At 72.8% G+C, this 15,285-nt stretch carries 13 protein-coding genes; 5 read left to right on the top strand and 8 right to left on the bottom strand.

Going from position 1 to position 15,285, the window contains the following annotated elements:
* The coding region (locus ACIBF8_RS22390) for a HAMP domain-containing protein (protein ID WP_396785306.1) at positions 1-1,468 on the bottom strand (1,468 nt) is incomplete at its 3' end.
* A 294-nt stretch (positions 1,469-1,762) separates the two neighbouring features.
* Here ACIBF8_RS22390 and ACIBF8_RS22385 point away from each other — a divergent pair.
* On the top strand, positions 1,763-3,835 hold the full coding sequence (locus tag ACIBF8_RS22385) for a SpoIIE family protein phosphatase (RefSeq protein WP_396785305.1): 2,073 nt from the start codon (positions 1,763-1,765) through the stop codon (positions 3,833-3,835).
* 47 nt (positions 3,836-3,882) lie between these two features.
* Entirely contained in the window at positions 3,883-4,314 is a 432-nt protein-coding gene (locus ACIBF8_RS22380) for a hypothetical protein (RefSeq protein WP_396785304.1), read from the top strand.
* A gap of 30 nt (positions 4,315-4,344) precedes the next feature.
* Here ACIBF8_RS22380 and ACIBF8_RS22375 read toward each other — a convergent pair whose 3' ends face one another.
* The gene (locus tag ACIBF8_RS22375) at positions 4,345-5,703 is read right to left on the bottom strand and encodes an FAD-binding oxidoreductase (protein ID WP_396785302.1); all 1,359 of its coding nucleotides are present in this window, start codon (positions 5,701-5,703) and stop codon (positions 4,345-4,347) included.
* Positions 5,704-5,799: 96 nt separating this feature from the next.
* Between ACIBF8_RS22375 and ACIBF8_RS22370 the strand changes: the two genes are divergently transcribed.
* Together ACIBF8_RS22370 and ACIBF8_RS22365 are read left to right on the top strand one after the other, a co-directional pair.
* Entirely contained in the window at positions 5,800-7,896 is a 2,097-nt protein-coding gene (locus ACIBF8_RS22370) for a S9 family peptidase (RefSeq protein ID WP_396785301.1), read from the top strand.
* A 17-nt stretch (positions 7,897-7,913) separates the two neighbouring features.
* Positions 7,914-8,069 (top strand): hypothetical protein, encoded by a 156-nt coding sequence (locus ACIBF8_RS22365; RefSeq protein ID WP_396785300.1) that lies wholly within the window; start codon positions 7,914-7,916, stop codon positions 8,067-8,069.
* Positions 8,070-8,096: 27 nt separating this feature from the next.
* Here ACIBF8_RS22365 and ACIBF8_RS22360 read toward each other — a convergent pair whose 3' ends face one another.
* The 6 genes from ACIBF8_RS22360 to ACIBF8_RS22335 all read right to left on the bottom strand — a co-directional run bounded on the left by ACIBF8_RS22360 (position 8,097) and on the right by ACIBF8_RS22335 (position 14,444).
* Positions 8,097-10,214, bottom strand: coding sequence for a bifunctional polysaccharide deacetylase/glycosyltransferase family 2 protein (locus ACIBF8_RS22360; protein ID WP_396785299.1), 2,118 nt, complete (start codon positions 10,212-10,214; stop codon positions 8,097-8,099).
* A 2-nt stretch (positions 10,215-10,216) separates the two neighbouring features.
* A complete protein-coding gene (locus ACIBF8_RS22355) occupies positions 10,217-10,651 on the bottom strand; it encodes a hypothetical protein (protein WP_396785298.1) in 435 nt (144 codons plus the stop codon).
* A 113-nt stretch (positions 10,652-10,764) separates the two neighbouring features.
* A complete protein-coding gene (locus tag ACIBF8_RS22350; RefSeq protein ID WP_396785297.1) occupies positions 10,765-12,294 on the bottom strand; it encodes an FtsX-like permease family protein in 1,530 nt (509 codons plus the stop codon).
* Positions 12,291-12,992: an ABC transporter ATP-binding protein gene (locus ACIBF8_RS22345; RefSeq protein WP_396785296.1), complete on the bottom strand. Its 702-nt coding sequence runs from the start codon at positions 12,990-12,992 to the stop codon at positions 12,291-12,293. Before ACIBF8_RS22345 ends, ACIBF8_RS22350 begins: the two co-directional genes overlap by 4 nt.
* The gene (locus tag ACIBF8_RS22340) at positions 12,989-13,525 is read right to left on the bottom strand and encodes a PadR family transcriptional regulator (protein ID WP_396785295.1); all 537 of its coding nucleotides are present in this window, start codon (positions 13,523-13,525) and stop codon (positions 12,989-12,991) included. Before ACIBF8_RS22340 ends, ACIBF8_RS22345 begins: the two co-directional genes overlap by 4 nt.
* 325 nt (positions 13,526-13,850) lie before the next feature.
* Positions 13,851-14,444, bottom strand: coding sequence for a TIGR03086 family metal-binding protein (locus ACIBF8_RS22335; protein WP_396785294.1), 594 nt, complete (start codon positions 14,442-14,444; stop codon positions 13,851-13,853).
* Positions 14,445-14,475: 31 nt separating this feature from the next.
* Between ACIBF8_RS22335 and ACIBF8_RS22330 the strand changes: the two genes are divergently transcribed.
* Positions 14,476-15,285, top strand: a complete 810-nt coding sequence (locus ACIBF8_RS22330) for a DUF6597 domain-containing transcriptional factor (protein WP_396785293.1) — start codon at positions 14,476-14,478, stop codon at positions 15,283-15,285.

Here is a 15,285-nt window from a genome sequence, read left to right as displayed (position 1 = left end):
CCGAGGCGATGTTGCGGACCTGGCTGGTCAGGTTCGACGCCATCGAGTTCACGTTGTCGGTCAGGTCCCGCCAGGTGCCGGAGACGCCCTTCACCTGCGCCTGACCGCCCAGGTTGCCCTCGGTGCCCACCTCACGAGCCACCCGGGTCACCTCGTCGGCGAACGACGACAGCTGATCCACCATCGTGTTCACGGTGTTCTTCAGCTCCAGGATCTCGCCCTGGGCGTCCACTGTGATCTTCTGCGACAGGTCGCCCTTCGCGACAGCCGTGGAGACCTGGGAGATGTTGCGGACCTGGCTGGTGAGGTTGCCGGCCAACTGGTTGACGTTCTCGGTGAGGTCCCGCCAGGTGCCGGAGACGCCACGCACCTGGGCCTGGCCACCCAACTTGCCCTCGATGCCCACCTCACGAGCCACCCGGGTCACCTCGTCGGCGAACGACGACAGCTGATCCACCATCGTGTTCACGGTGTCCTTCAGCTCCAGGATCTCGCCCTGCGCCGCCACCGTGATCTTCTGCGACAGGTCACCGCGCGCCACCGCCGTGGAGACCTGCGCGATGTTCCGGACCTGGGCGGTCAGGTTCGACGCCATCGAGTTGACGCTGTCGGTCAGGTCCTTCCAGGTGCCCGCCACGTTCGGCACCTCGGCCTGGCCACCCAACTTGCCCTCGGTGCCCACCTCACGGGCCACCCGCGTCACCTGCTCGGCGAAGAGCCGCAGCGTGTCGGTGAGGTAGTTCATGGTGGCGGCCAACTCGGCGACCTCACCACGCGCGCCGACCGTGATCTTCTGCGACAGGTCGCCCTTGGCCACCGCCGTCGCCACCTGCGAGATCGAGCGCACCTGGCCGGTCAGGTTCGACGCCATCGTGTTCACCGAGTCGGTGAGGTCCTTCCAGGTGCCGGCGACGCCTCGAACGTCGGCCTGGCCGCCCAGCTTGCCCTCGGTGCCCACTTCACGGGCCACCCGGGTCACCTCGTTGGAGAACGACGACAGCTGGTCCACCATCGTGTTCACGGTGCGCCCGATGCGCAGGTACTCACCGCGCAGCGGCCGGCCGTCGATCTCCAACGCCATGTGCTGGGACAGGTCACCGTCGGCGACCGCCACGATCACCCGGGCGATCTCCGTGGTCGGTCGACCCAGGTCGTCGATCAGCGAGTTGATCGCCCGCTGCCCCTCCGCCCAGGAACCGTCCAACCCCTCGTCGTCGAGCCGCTCGGTGAGCCGGCCGTCGCGACCGACGATCCGGCTGATCCGCCGCAGGTCCAGGTACTGCCGCTCCTGGAGCGAGACCACCTCGTTGAAGGCGTCCGCCACCTCACCGGCCGCGCCGGCGCGGCGGGGAAGCCGGACCTTCAGGTCGCCGCGACCGATCCGTCGCAGGGCCTCGGTCAACTCACCGAGGAGCGCCTCGTGGTCGGGCGCGGACGGATCCGCGACCGACTGCTTCGCCGTGGTCATCATTCCTCGCTCAACTCGGGGGCGCCGGTCCGTGCGGACACACCGGCACCCCATATTGTGCCCGCGCGAGCCGTAGTGCCAGGGTCCACGACCCGCCAGATGGCATCGATCGCCCGCCGACCCACCCGATCGGCACCGACCCGGCACACCGGGCCGCAAACCTCGCCCCGATCCCGGATCCGTCGATTCGAGCGCTCGGATGGGCGCGCCGCCACCGGTGTCGCTGACCGACGCGACAGCGCGCGATCGGTGATCGGCTTGGCACCCGGCAGGGGGACGGTGGAGGATACGAGGGTGTCAGCCGAGGCGGGGCCCGCGACGGCCGGGGCCCGGGACGGGGCCGTCCGGCGTGTCCGCCTGCCCGCGGACCGCCGCACGCCGGCCGCCGCCCGCGCCGTGGTCCGCTCGGTGTTGACCGAGTCACACCTGGACGAACTGGCCAACGAAGCCCTGCTGCTCACGACCGAGCTGACCACCAACGCCGTCGAGCACGCCCGTACCGAGTTGGACATCGAGGTCGTCGCCGACGACATCGGGCTGACCGTCACCGTCTCCGACTTCGCCCCGGGCTCGGGCGACGAGCTGACCGTCGGCACCCGCAACGACGCCACCGAGATCGACGAGGTCTCCGTGCGAGGCCGGGGTCTCCTCCTGGTCGACCACTTCGCCAGCCGCTGGGGCACCACCTACCTTCCCACCGGCAAGGGCGTCTGGTTCCGGCTGGACCGCCCCGGCGTGGACCCACCCGCCGCGGGCACCGTCGGCGACTCCACACCGGCCAACGCCGGCCCGCTCACCAGCGCCGACCGGTCCGCGCCGAGCGCCAGCGCCATGAGTGAACTCATGCAGACCGCCCCCGACCTGTACGGGGACGACCCGTTGCCCGACTTCGCCACCAGCCTGCTCAGCCGGGTCGCCGAGATGGTGGGCGCGGCCGGCGGCACGATCCGCCTGGACCGGGGCGACGGGCAGGGCCGCCAGGTGCTGGCCCGCTTCGGTCGGCCGCCCCGCCCCGGCAGCGAGTTGCTCCGGGTGCCGCTGACGGTGCACCGCCCGTACGCCGGGGAGTTGGAGCTGGACGCCGCCCCGTCGGCGTACGCCCGACCGCTGGCGGTGCTCACCGCCGAGCGGCTGTCGCTGCACCTGGAGAACGACCGGCTACGCCGGACCGACGTACGCCGGCAGGTGTGGCTGACGTTCCTGGCCGAGGCGAGCGAGCTGCTGGCCCAGTCGTTGGACGTCGACCTGACCATGGCGCTGGTGCCGCAGTTGGTGGTGCCGCGACTTGGTCAGTGGTGCGCGGTGCACACCACCGACGAATGGGGCCGGCTCCGGTTGGCGGCGGCCAGCCACGCCGACGAGTCGATGCTTCCGCAGTTGCACAAGGTGCTGGCGGAGACCGGTCCGGATTCGATCCAGGCCCGCCTGCGCGAGGCGTCCCGCAGCGCGGCGCAGATTCCGCTGGGCGGGCCGATGGAGGGCTTCGCGGTCCCGCTGATCGCCCGCGGGCAGCGGCTCGGGACCCTGGCGGTCGGGCGGCACCAGCGGCACCGGCACGACCCGGACGAGGTGGCCGTGCTGGAGGACGTGGCCCGGCGGGCCGCGCTGGCCATCGAGAACGCCCGGATCCACGCCGAGCGCCGCCGCGTGGCGCAGACGCTCCAACAGTCTCTGCTGCCGCCGGTGCTGCCGGTGGTGGACGGGATCGGTTTCGCTGCCGAGTACGTCCCGACCGGCGACGACGCCGAGGTGGGGGGCGACTTCTACGACGTGGTGCCGTTGCCCGACGGGCGCTGGCTGGTGGTGATCGGTGACGTCTCGGGCAAGGGTGTGCAGGCCGCCGCGGTGACCGGGCTGGTCCGGGACGTGATCCGGGTGCTGGTCGGCGACGGCAAGCCGTTGCCGGAGGCGTTGGCCCGGCTCAACGAGACGCTTGTCGAACGCGGCGGTGGCCGTTACTGCACGTTGGCGTTGGCGGCGGTCGGGCCGGGCGAGGGCGACCAGTTGGCCGTGTCGCTGCACCTCGCCGGGCACGATCGACCGGTGTTGCTGGCGGGGACGGGCGGTGCCGAGTTCGTCGGCACCGGCGGCACGGCGCTCGGCCTGCTCGACACGATCACCTCACCCACGGCGGAGATCACGCTCGCCCCGGGCGACTCGCTGATCTTCTACACCGATGGCGTCACCGAGCGGCGGCGCGGCCGGGAGCTGTTCGGCACCGACCGGCTACGGGACGCCGCCGCCCCACTGGCCGGATATTCCGCCGATGTGGTGGCCGCCCGGCTGCGCGCCGCGGCGATCAACTTCTCGGTGGAGCCACCCCGGGACGACATCGCCGTGCTGGTGCTCCGCAACGACGCGAGCTGACCGCCGCGCGGCCCCGGATTTCGGCTCTGCTCGGTAGATTGACGGCTATGTCGAGCGTCGCGCAGGTCTCGTCGTACTCTCGGCCGGCGGTCCGGGCCCTGATCGTCGCGCAGCTCGCGGCCATCGGCGCGTTCCTCGCCGTGCTGCTGCTCTACCTCGGTCGGATGGTGACCGCTGGCGTCGGCCCGGCCGAGATGCTGACCGGCGCGTACGACCCGAAGGACCTGATTCCGTTCGGGATGGATGGGCTGAACCCGTTCCTCTGGCTCTATGCCGTGGTCGGGATGCTCTATGTGGCGGGTGCGTTGCTCGGGCTGCCGTTGGCGATCGTCGCGCTGGCGCTGGCCGCCCGGGAGCGCGAGGCCATGCCCCGGATGACCCGAGCGCTGCTGCTGACCGGTGCGGTGGGCGGTCTGCTGGTGCTGGTCGCCCGCTTCACCCCGCCACTGCTCGACATGCACCGGTGGTGGCTGGACTGACCAACCCGGCCGGACGGGACCGCGCCGGCCCTACAGGCCGCCGGGGAGCCGTCCGGGCGCGAGCCGGTGCTCCGGATCCAGGTGTCTCTTCGCGGCTCGCAGCTGGGCCAGGCCGGCCAGATCGCCCCAGAGGTCGACGGCCTGCCGGACCGCCGCCGGAGCGGAGACCACCAGGCAGCGGCCCTGCCGAGCCAGCAGCACCCCTCGGACGGCGGCCAGAATGGACGCCACCCGGGCGGGCGCCAACGTTCCGGGTAGTGCCGCGTGCACCACGCCCAGCCCGGCGGACCCGCGCACCGGCACCGGCGTGCCGGCCGCGTCGCGGAGCGCGTAGACGGCGGCGTGCAGATCGCCGATCGGCACCTCCAGGCGCAGCGCCGTGTCACCGGGCGCGAACGGGTAGCGGCGCCACCACGTCGGCGCGGAGTGGGCGATGGTGGCCTCCCCGTGCAGCAGGCCGACCAGCCGCTCGGCCCGCTCGGTGACGTCGGCGGGGCCACCCTCCAAAAGCACCACCAGGCTGCCGGCCCGGGACGGGGCACCGGCCCGGCCGGACATCGAGGGGTGGCGTTCCCGGGCGGTGGCCGCCGGGTGACCGGGCGGGTACGGCGTACGTGGCCGCGGGGTGCCGCTGGGCAGGTCCAGCTCGATGGCCGACGGCTCCAGCCGAGCGGCGAGGATCGTCCGGACCAGGTCGTGCACCTCCAGCGGGGTCCACACCGGACGGGACACCCAGAGCCTGCTCGCCGGCACCGGCTGCACCCGCAGGCTCGCCGAGACCAGCACGCCGAGCGCGCCCTGCGAGCCGCAGAGCAGGCGGGCCAGGTCGAGCGCGGGCGCGGCGCCGCCGACGCTGACCAGCTCACCGTCGGCGGCGAGGTAGCGCACGCCGAGTAGTTGGTCGCAGGGGCTGCCGTGACGGTGTGACAGCGGGCCGGCCTCGCCGGCGGCGAGCACCCCACCCAGGGTCGCGCCCGGTGACGGGGCGTCCATCGCGAGCCGCTGGCCGGTGCGCTCCAGGGTGGCCTGCACCGCCCGCAGCGGGGTGCCGGCACCCACGTCGGCCACCAACGCGTCGGCCGGCTCGTGACCGATGCCGGCCAGCCGGCCGGTGTCGAGCAGGATGTCGACCTGGACGGGGGTGGCACCCCAGTCGATCTTCGTGCCCGCACCTCGGGGCACCACCGTCAGGTCGTGCACGGCGGCCAGCCGCAGCACCTCGGCGGCGGCGTGCGGGCCGCCCGGAACGGCCACCCAGCGCGCCGGCCGCCCCGCCACCTCGTCGGCGGGACCGGCCAGCCGGGAGAACGGTGGACCGCAGATCGCCGCCAACCGCCGGGTGATCTCGAGGGCTCCGGACCGACCGAGGGAACTCGCTGCTGCCGCCATGCCGGTCATCGTACATGTGTTCGAAAAGCGTGGTGGCGAGTATCGGGATGCCGCTGGTCCGGCGCGCTGCGGCCACCGGCCGGTAACGTGGCCGCCGTGACCACCGAGACTGCCCCGCCCGCGGCGAAGCGGGTGCCCAGCGAGCGCACCCACCACGGCGACACGGTCGTCGACGAGTACGCCTGGCTCGCCGCCAAGGACGACCCGGAGACGATCGCCTACCTGACCGCCGAGAACGACTACACCGACGCGCGTACGGCACACCTGGCCGGGTTGCGCGCCGACCTGTTCGAGGAGACCCGTCGGCGTACCCAGGAGACCGACCTGTCCGTGCCGACCCGCAAGGGCGGGCACTGGTACTACACCCGGACGGTCGAGGGGCAGCAGTACGGGGTGCAGTGCCGCCGGGCGGTCCGCGACGGCGAGACCGACCCGCCGGTCAGCGCGGACGGCGCCCCGCTCGACGGCGAGGAGGTGCTGCTCGACGGCAACCTGCTGGCCGAGGGGCACGACTTCTTCTCGCTCGGCGCGTTCGACGTCAGCCCGGACGGTCGCTGGCTGGCCTACTCCACCGATTTTTCCGGTGACGAGCGATTCACCCTGCGCGTGAAGGACCTGACGACCGGCGAGCTGCTGCCGGACGAAATCCCGGACACGTTCTACGGCACCGCCTGGTCGACCGACGCCTCGGTGCTGTTCTACGTGACGGTGGACGACGCCTGGCGGCCGAACCGGGTCTGGCGGCACACCGTCGGCTCCGCAGCCGCCGACGACGTGGTGGTCCACCAGGAGGACGACGAGCGGTTCTGGGTGGGCGTGGAGCTGACCCGGTCGGAGAAGTTCATCCTCATCGACATCCACAGCAAGGTGACCAGCGAGGTGCTGGTGATCCCCGCCGGCAACCCGACCGGCGCGCCGGCCGTGATCGCCCCGCGCCGACAGGGCGTCGAATACGCGGTGGAGCACCACGGCCACCGTTTCCTGATCCTGCACAACGACGGCGCGGAGGACTTCGCGCTGGCGTTCACCTCGGCGGACGCGCCGGGCGACTGGGTGCCGCTGATCGAGCACACCCCCGGCACCCGGCTGGAGGCCGTCGACGCCTTCGCCAACCACCTGGTGGTGTCGCTGCGCACCGATGGGCTCACCGGGCTGCGGGTGCTGCCGGTGGGCAGCGACGACGGGTACGACATCGACTTCCCCGAGCCGCTGTACAGCGTCGGGTTGGACGCCAACCCGGAGTACCGCACCGGGCAGGTCCGGCTGCGCTACTCCTCGCTGATCACCCCCGACTCCGTGTACGACTACGACCTGGTCACCCGGCAGATGGTGCTGCTCAAGCAGAAGCCCGTGCTGCCCGGGCCGGACGGGCGGCCGTACGACCCGGCCGAGTACGAGCAGCACCGGGACTGGGCGCTCGCCGACGACGGCACCCGGGTGCCGATCTCACTGGTCTGCCGCGTCGGCACCCCCCGGGACGGCTCGGCGCCCTGCGAGCTGTACGGCTACGGCTCATACGAGGCCAGCATGGACCCGTGGTTCTCGGTGGCCCGACTGTCCCTGTTGGACCGCGGCGTGGTCTTCGCGGTGGCGCACATCCGGGGCGGTGGTGAGCTGGGTCGCCGGTGGTACGACCAGGGCAAGCTGCTGGCCAAGAAGAACACCTTCACCGACTTCGTGGCCTGCGCCCGGCACCTCGTCAAGGCCGGCTGGACGGCCAGCGACCGGCTGGTCGCCCGGGGCGCCTCGGCCGGCGGCCTGCTGATGGGCGCGGTGGCCAACCTCGCGCCGGACGCGTTCACCGGGATCGTGGCGCAGGTGCCGTTCGTGGACGCGCTCACGTCGATCCTCGACCCGTCGCTGCCGCTTACCGTCACCGAGTGGGAGGAGTGGGGCAACCCGCTCGACGACCCCGAGGTGTACGCGTACATGAAGTCCTACACCCCGTACGAGAACGTGGCCGCCGTGGACTATCCCGCGATCCTCGCGGTGACCAGCCTGAACGACACCCGGGTGCTCTACTCGGAGCCGGCGAAGTGGATCGCCCGGCTGCGGGCGGTCGCCCCGGGCGGCGACTATCTGCTGAAGACCGAGATGGGTGCCGGGCACGGCGGCCCGAGTGGTCGCTACGACTCCTGGCGCGAGGAGGCGTTCATCAACGCCTGGATCCTGGACCGCATCGGCCGCGCCTGACGACGGGGGCGGCGGCGATGACCGACGAGGACGGGCAGGGGTCGGCGCCCCGGCGTGCCTCCGCGTGGATGATCCTCGCCGTGGTCGCCGCCGCCCTGCTCGTCTGCTGCTGCTCCGCCGCCGTGGGCCTGCTGATCTCCTGGTCGGCAGGGCTCTTCCACAACCCGGCCTGACCGGCCGACGGCTGACGCCATCCCGCTTCAGCCGCGGCCGGCGCCGATCAGCGCCGCCGCCTCGCCGGTGCGCACCATCCGCTGCCAGCGCAGCCGGTTGCCGATCAGCGCGGTGACCACCGACTGCACCACCACCAGGTACATGAGCTGCCGATAGACCAGTTGTTGGAACGGCAGCGCCCAGAGCGGCCCGTACCGCTCCCGGTCCAGTCGCAGCGCGTACGCGGCGGTGGCCGCCTGGAGCAGCAGCAGTCCCGCCCAGGCCAGGGCGAGGGTCGACCAGGGCAGGAAGAGCAGGCCGTACACGGCGAACACGTCGACCGCCGGCGCGGTGAGCGGCAAGACGATCTGGAACACCGTGAGGTACGGCAGGCCGCGTCGGCCCAGCTTGCCGCCGGCACCCGACTCGCGCAGCGCGTGCCGGTGCTTCCACATCGCCTGCATGGTGCCGTAGCACCACCGGTAGCGCTGCCGCCAGAGCTGGCGCAACGACGACGGGGCTTCGGTCCAGGCGATGGCCGACTCCTCGTAGACGACCCGCCAGCCGGCCCGGAGCACCTTCATGGTCAGGTCGGTGTCCTCGGCCAGCGTGTCCGACGGCACCCCACCCACCCGCAGCAGCACCTCGCGGCGGAACGCACCGATCGCGCCGGGGATGGTCGGCATGCACTCCAACACGTCGTACATCCGTCGGTCCAGGTTGAAGCCGATCACGTACTCCAGGTGCTGCCACCGGCCGAGCAGCCGACGCCGGTTGGCGACCTTGGTGTTGCCGCTGATCGCGCCCACCGACGGGTCGGCGAAGCCCTGGACCAGCCGGTGCACGGTGTCCGGTTGGAAGACGGTGTCCCCGTCCACCAGGACCAGCAGACTAGCCCGGGCGGCCCGGATGCCGGTGTTCAGCGCCGCCGGCTTGCCGGCGTTGGCCTGCCGGATCACGCGTACCCCGCGCAGTCGCATCCGCTCGACGATGTCGGCGGTGCCGTCGTCCGACCCGTCGTCGACCACGATCACCTCCAGCGCCGGGTAGGCGCTGGCCAGCAGGGACCGGACCGTGGCGGCGATGTTGGCCGCCTCGTTGTACGCGGGCACGATCACCGAGACGGGTGCCCGCACCTCCGGCCGGTCCCGGCGGGGACGGCGGACCCGGCGCACGTGCCGCTGGGCGCAGAACACCTGCACCGCGAGACGGGCGACCCCGAGCACGAGTGCGGTGGCGAGCAGGACGTTCATCACGTCGGCCGACCAGCGGGCACCGGTCTGGGTCCAGCGCAGCGCGGTGCCGCTCAGCCGGGCACCCACACCGGCCGGGACCATCGACGGCGAGGCGTCGATGCCGGCGGAGACGGTGGTGAACCGGTAGCCCTGATCGCCCAGCGCGGGCAGCAGCCGGTCCAGCGCGGCGAGCGTCTGCGCCCGGTCACCGCCGCCGTCGTGCATCAGCACCACCGCTCCCCGACCCCGTTTCGGGGTGGCCGCCCGCACGATCTGGTCGGCGCCGGGGCGCTGCCAGTCCTTGGTGTCCAGGTCGCTGAGCACCGCGACGTGCCCGGCACCGGCGGCGGCGCGCAACGCGGCGTACTCGGGCCCGGTCAGCGCCGTCGGCAGCGACGAGAACGGCGGCCGGAACAGGGTCACCTCCCGGCCGGTGGCCGACGCGATGGCCTTGCGGGTCAGCGACAGTTCGAGGTCACGACGCCATGACGACACCTCGGCGAGGTTGGCGTGGGTGAACGTGTGCGACCCGATCTCGTGCCCCTCGGCGAGGATCCGCCGGACCAGTTCGGGATGCTCGTTGACCCGGGCACCCACCACGAAGAAGGTGGCGTGCGCGCCGTGCCGGCGCAGCACGTCGAGGACCTGCGGCGTCCAGCGCGGGTCCGGCCCGTCGTCGAAGGTCAGCGCGATGGTGCGGTCCGGTAGCGCCCGGCTGGCCGGTTCGGCGCGGTCCAGCCGCAGCACCGGGCCGCCCGAGCCGACGGCGGCCGGAACGTCCGGCGCGGGCCGTGCGGTGGCGTTTCCCGAGCCACCGGCGAGGCCGCTCACCAGGCCGTTGACGGTCAGCGCCGCGAGCAGCAGGAGCAGCCCGAGCAGGAGCAGCAGCCAGTGCGCCCGAGGGTCACGCCGGGCCACGTGTTTCGCCATCGTCACTGCGGCTTACCGGGCGACTTGCTCGGCTTGGCGGTGTTGCGGTGCTCGTCGCCACGACCCGGTTGATCGGTGACGGACGGCGCTCCGGTGGCCGTGGCGGTCGGACCGGCCGTGGTGGGTCGGTTTCCGGTGGTCGGGGTGGCGCGCGGCAGCGGCGCCGACGTGCGGGTCGCCGACGACGGCGACGGCGACGTGGCCACCCGGGGCTGGTTGATCCCGTCCACGCCGGCCTCCACCGGGCGCGTCCCCCGGGAGTCGTCCGACCAGCCGGGCAGCGGCACCGAGGTGTCCAGGAAGAGCCCCGCGGCGATCAGGGCGAGGCTGGTGAGCAGGCCAAGGCCCATGGCGGTGCCCGCGATGACGGTCAGCCGTCGACGACGTCCGGTGCCGTCGACGAACACCGGCGGGGCGGAGCCCGGTTGGTTGTGCATCTGGCGAACTCCCACGGTTACCGTGCCGGGACCGTCCGGTCCGACACCGCAGACCCGATCGTCCGGGCCTCCGGTGCACACAGCGGCACCGCCACCAGCGGTGTTACATCGGCTCAGGCCGTGCGCAGCTCGTCCAGCGCCGTGCTGACGCGCAGGAAGAGCAGACCGACACCGACCGTCACCAGCACCGCGGCCAGCGCGCCGACGCCGAGCCAGGCCAGGTGCTCCAGCGGTACGGGAACGGCTCGCCGCACCTCGGGAACGTGCACGATCCGGGTGTACTGCTCGCGGGTGGCAGGGTCGTCGCAGAGCGCCACCGCGGCCTCGCAGATCGTCGTCGACCAACCGCCCGTTGACACCTCCCCGACGAGCCCTCGACCGAGCAGCGTGCCCACGGTGAGCGCGAGCAGGATCGCCGGCACGGCCGGTGCCAACGCCTGCCAGGCCACCGAACGGCTCAGCGTGGCGCGGGGCACCCCGGTGGCGACCAGGGCGGCGTACGCGCGGCGACGGGCGACGATCCCCTCGACCAGCGCCACGATCAGCCCGCCCGTCGCGATCAGGACGGCCACGGCGACCGCGCCGTCGACAAAATCCATCGTCGACAGGTAGAAGGGGTTGGCGCCACCGTCCGCCCCGACGAGCCGGCTCTGCTCACGGTCGAGCTGGTCCTTGGTGGCGAAGTAGGCCCGCTGGGCGGCTGCGCCCCCGCCGAAGATCAGGGCGGCCAGCAGCGCGGCGAACGTGCGGCTGCCCGCCCACGGATCGGCCATCAAACGGCCCGCCGCGAGCAGGGCCGGGGCGCGGCGGGCGTACCGACGCAGCAACAGTCCGCAGTGGTACGAGATCCAGCCGGTGCCGATCACCACCCCGATCATCGCCGCGATCGCACCCGCCGCGAACAACAGCGGCGCCAGCCAGGCCCACTCTTCGTTGTCGTCGACCCGATGCGCCACCGGATGGATCACCGCGAACGAGACCACACCGAACCCGATCAGGAGCCCGGCCCACGGGCCCGGACCGCGCTCGCGGGCCGCCTTGCGGCTCACCCCGAGCGGGCTGGTGGTGACCATACGCAGCAGCACGGCGGTGGCCAGCGCAGCGACGATCGGCAGACCGAGCACCACACCGGCCACCGCGCCGACCGACGGCAGCACGTCGGTCGGCAGGGCCAGTTGACCTCGCGCGTCCGGTCGGTGCAGCAGATCGCGGCCGATCAGATAGACAGCCAGCCCGATCAGCGAGCCGAGCAGGGCGGCCACCCCGGTCTCCAGCACCACCAGTCGGGTGACCTGCCCGGGAGTGGCGCCGGCCAGCCGGAGGGCGGCCAGCCGGCGGTCCCGTGCCGGCGCGCCGAGCCGGGCGCACTGACCGGCCAGCGCCAGCACCGGGATCGTCAGCATCAGCAGCGCGAACGCCGTCCCGCCGCGCAAGCCCGGCTCCACCAGCAGCGCGTTGTGGTACTGCTCCGACCACCTGTTCGGGTTCTCCTCCGTCGCCGCTGGCGTGGGGATGGCCAACACGGTGAACGCCGAGAGCCCGGCCAGGGTCGCCAGCAGGGCGCTGAGCGCGGTGAGCACCACCCGGGCGGTGTCGGTGCCGGTGCCGGCCAGCGCGAGGCGGACCAGCGTCGTCGGTCTCACCGGGCACCGCCGGCCAGCGGCACGTCGAGCCCCAGGCCGGTATGGTCCACCAGGCCGTCCCGCAGCACGATCTCCCGATCGGCGTACGCGGCGATCCGCGGCTCGTGGGTCACCAGCACGACGGCGGTGCGCTGCTCACGGGCGAGCCGGACCAGTTGGGTGAGGACCTGCTCGCCGGCGAGCGTGTCCAGTGCGCCGGTCGGCTCGTCGGCGAAGAGCACCCGAGGCTCGGTGACCAACGCCCGCGCCGTGGCGCAACGTTGCTGCTGACCGCCGGACATCTCACCCGGCCGGACGTCGGCCACCTCGGCCACCCCGAACCGTTCCAGCCAGGTGAGCGCCGCCGTCCGCGCCTCTCGCCGCCCCGTGCCGGCGAGGAGCAGGGGCAGGGCGACGTTTTCGGCTGCGGTCAGCTCGGCGACCAGCTGACCGAACTGGAACAGCACCCCGAACTCGGTGCGCCGCAGCCGGGACCGGGCCGCCTCCGACCAGGTGTCGATGCGGTGCCCACGCCAGGTGACCTCGCCGGCGTCCGGTCGGAGGATCCCGGCCAGGCAGTGCAGCAGGGTCGACTTGCCGCAGCCACTCGGCCCGGTGACGGCGACTACCTCGCCCTCAGCCACGTCGAGCGTCACGCCGCGCAGCGCGGGTGTCGGGCCGTACGCCCGAACCACACCGCGAGCCTGGAGTTGCGTCACGGATGCACCTCCCGGTGCCAGTCGGCGACCCGGCCCAGGGTGGCGTGCAGCCACCGCAGGTCCGCGTCGAGGTGGGCGATCGCGAAGTCGGCCGCGACCACATCGCTGAGGGTGGCGGCCCGGTCGGCCTTGACTGCGGTCAGCTCACGCAGCCGTGCGGTGTGCGCGGCACGCTGGGCGATCAGGTACGACCGTGCCCGGTCGACGTCGGCGACCAGGAGCGCCACCACGACCTTGGCGAAGAGCGTGCTCGCCACATACGGCATGGGCGGCTCCACCGTGGACAGCCACCGATCCAGCGCGTCCCGCCCCTGGTCGGTCAGCGCGTACGCCGTGCGCTCCGGCCCCGCCACCCGGTCCTGCCCGGCGGCCGCCACCAGGCCATCGCGTTCGAGGCGGCCGAGAGTGGCGTAGACCTGCCCGAAGGCAAGCGGCCGAGCCCGCGGCAGCCGCTCGTCGTGCGCACGCTTCAGCTCATAGCCGTGCCTGCTGCCCCCAGCAAGCAACCCAAGCAGAACATGCGGCGTAGACACCCCGCCCACTATTCACCCAGCGAATACCAGAGTCAACAACCCCCACCCCACCCACCCCACCTCCCACCCCCACCTGGTTGATCAAGAGGTTTGCGTCACTAAATCGCCGAAATCTGACGCAAACTTCTTGATCAACCAGGTGGGGTGGGAGGCCCGCCAGGTGGGGGTGGGAGGCCCGCCAGGTGGGGTGGGAGGCCCGCCAGGTGGGGGTGGGAGGCCCGCCAGGTGGGGGTGGGAGGCCCGCCAGGTGGGGGTGGGAGGCCCGCCAGGTGGGGTGGGAGGCCCGCCAGGGGGGGTGGGGTGGGGTTGGGGGTGGGTGGGGCGGTTAGGGGGTTTGGGGCCAGGTGGGGGTGCGGCCGGTTTGGGCCAGGAGGTGGGCCAGGTCGGGGGTGGGCCCGGTGGTGGGGGTGGTGGAGGTCGGGGTGGGGATTGGGTCGGCGAAGACGCCCATCTTGCGGGCGGTGGGCCCCAACTGCTCGACCAGCCCGTGCAGCTCGGCCACCGCCTCCGGGGCCGGGTGGTACGGCTGGCCGGTGGCGACCGCGAGGTCCCAGCCGTGCACGGTCAGGTCCAGCAGGGCCATACCGCCGATGACGGACTGCGGCAGGCCCATGCCCGGCGACACGCCCTCCAGCGTGGACGGATCCGACCATGCGGCGATCAACCGTTCGGTCTCCGCCTCGAACCGGTCCCGCCAGCCGTCGCCCAGGTGGTCGGGCTTCTCGGCCCACTCCACCTGCCGCTTCTCGGCCAGGTCCTGAAAGTTGACCACCACCTGGAAGAGGTGGTTGAGCAGGTCGCGGACCAGATAGTCGTGGCAGGGCGTGGGCAGGTCGAGTTGGTCGTCGGAGATGCGGCGCACCACGTCAACGGTTCGCGGCGCGGCGGCGGCCAGCAGATCGCTAGTCTGAGTGGTCATAGGGCCAGCGTATGAGGGTGGTCTTGAACAAATGCGACAGCGACCGCGCGGTGACAGCCGGGGAATTCTCGACCCGGTACGCCTGCTGCGCGAGGTCGACTTCCGCCGACACCTGCCGGCGGAGTCGCTGCGCCCGTGGGTCGAGCACTACTGGCTGATCGACTGGACGCTGACCACACCGTTCGAGCAGCGGGTCGTGCCACACCCGGCGGTCAACGTGGTGTTCCGACGTGACGACGGCAGCGACCGCAGCGGGCCCGAGTCCGGCGAGGTGGCCGGGGTGGGCCGCCACCTGTTCCGGATCACACTGACCGGGGTCGGCCGGGTCTGCGGCGTCCAGTTCCGCCCCGGCGGGTTCCGCCCGTTCTGGCAGCGGTCGGTCGCCGAGTTGACCGGACGCCGGATCCCGCTGCCCGTCGGCCGGCTGAGCCGCCCCGACGGACCGGTGTGTGCTGGCACCGACGACGAACGCTGCCGGGCGCTGGACGCCCTCCTCGCCGCCTGGCAGCCGGAGCGGGACCCGATGACCGAGGAGGCTGTCCGGCTGGCCGAGGCGATCCGTACCGACCGGACGGTACTGCGCGTCGACGACTTCGCCAGGCGACACGACGTTCCCGTCCGCCGGCTGCAGCGGCTGTTCACCGAGCACGTGGGGGTCGGCCCGAAGTGGGTGATCCGCCGCTACCGGCTCCAGGAGGCCGTCGAACAGGCCGCCGGTGGCCCGCAGAACTGGGCGGAGCTCGCCGCCGACCTCGGGTACAGCGACCAGGCGCACCTGGTCCGCGACTTCACCGCCGTGGCCGGCGTGTCACCCGCCGCGTACGCCCGCTCGGTGCGCTGA

The organism is Micromonospora sp. NPDC050276 (assembly GCF_044459545.1).
Classification (GTDB): Bacteria; Actinomycetota; Actinomycetes; order Mycobacteriales; family Micromonosporaceae; genus Micromonospora.
The sequence above is the reverse complement of the archived record's forward strand: the minus strand, read 5'-3'. Positions and strand labels throughout refer to the sequence as shown.

Excerpts from the sequence above, each read along its gene's own strand:
- ACIBF8_RS22380 (WP_396785304.1), top strand. The coding sequence starts at position 3,883 with ATGTCGAGCGTCGCGCAGGTCTCGTCGTACTCTCGGCCGGCGGTCCGG.
- ACIBF8_RS22375 (WP_396785302.1), bottom strand. The coding sequence starts at position 5,703 with ATGGCGGCAGCAGCGAGTTCCCTCGGTCGGTCCGGAGCCCTCGAGATC.
- ACIBF8_RS22365 (WP_396785300.1), top strand. The coding sequence starts at position 7,914 with ATGACCGACGAGGACGGGCAGGGGTCGGCGCCCCGGCGTGCCTCCGCG.
- ACIBF8_RS22360 (WP_396785299.1), bottom strand. The coding sequence starts at position 10,214 with ATGGCGAAACACGTGGCCCGGCGTGACCCTCGGGCGCACTGGCTGCTG.
- ACIBF8_RS22355 (WP_396785298.1), bottom strand. The coding sequence starts at position 10,651 with ATGCACAACCAACCGGGCTCCGCCCCGCCGGTGTTCGTCGACGGCACC.
- ACIBF8_RS22335 (WP_396785294.1), bottom strand. The coding sequence starts at position 14,444 with ATGACCACTCAGACTAGCGATCTGCTGGCCGCCGCCGCGCCGCGAACC.
- ACIBF8_RS22330 (WP_396785293.1), top strand. The coding sequence starts at position 14,476 with ATGCGACAGCGACCGCGCGGTGACAGCCGGGGAATTCTCGACCCGGTA.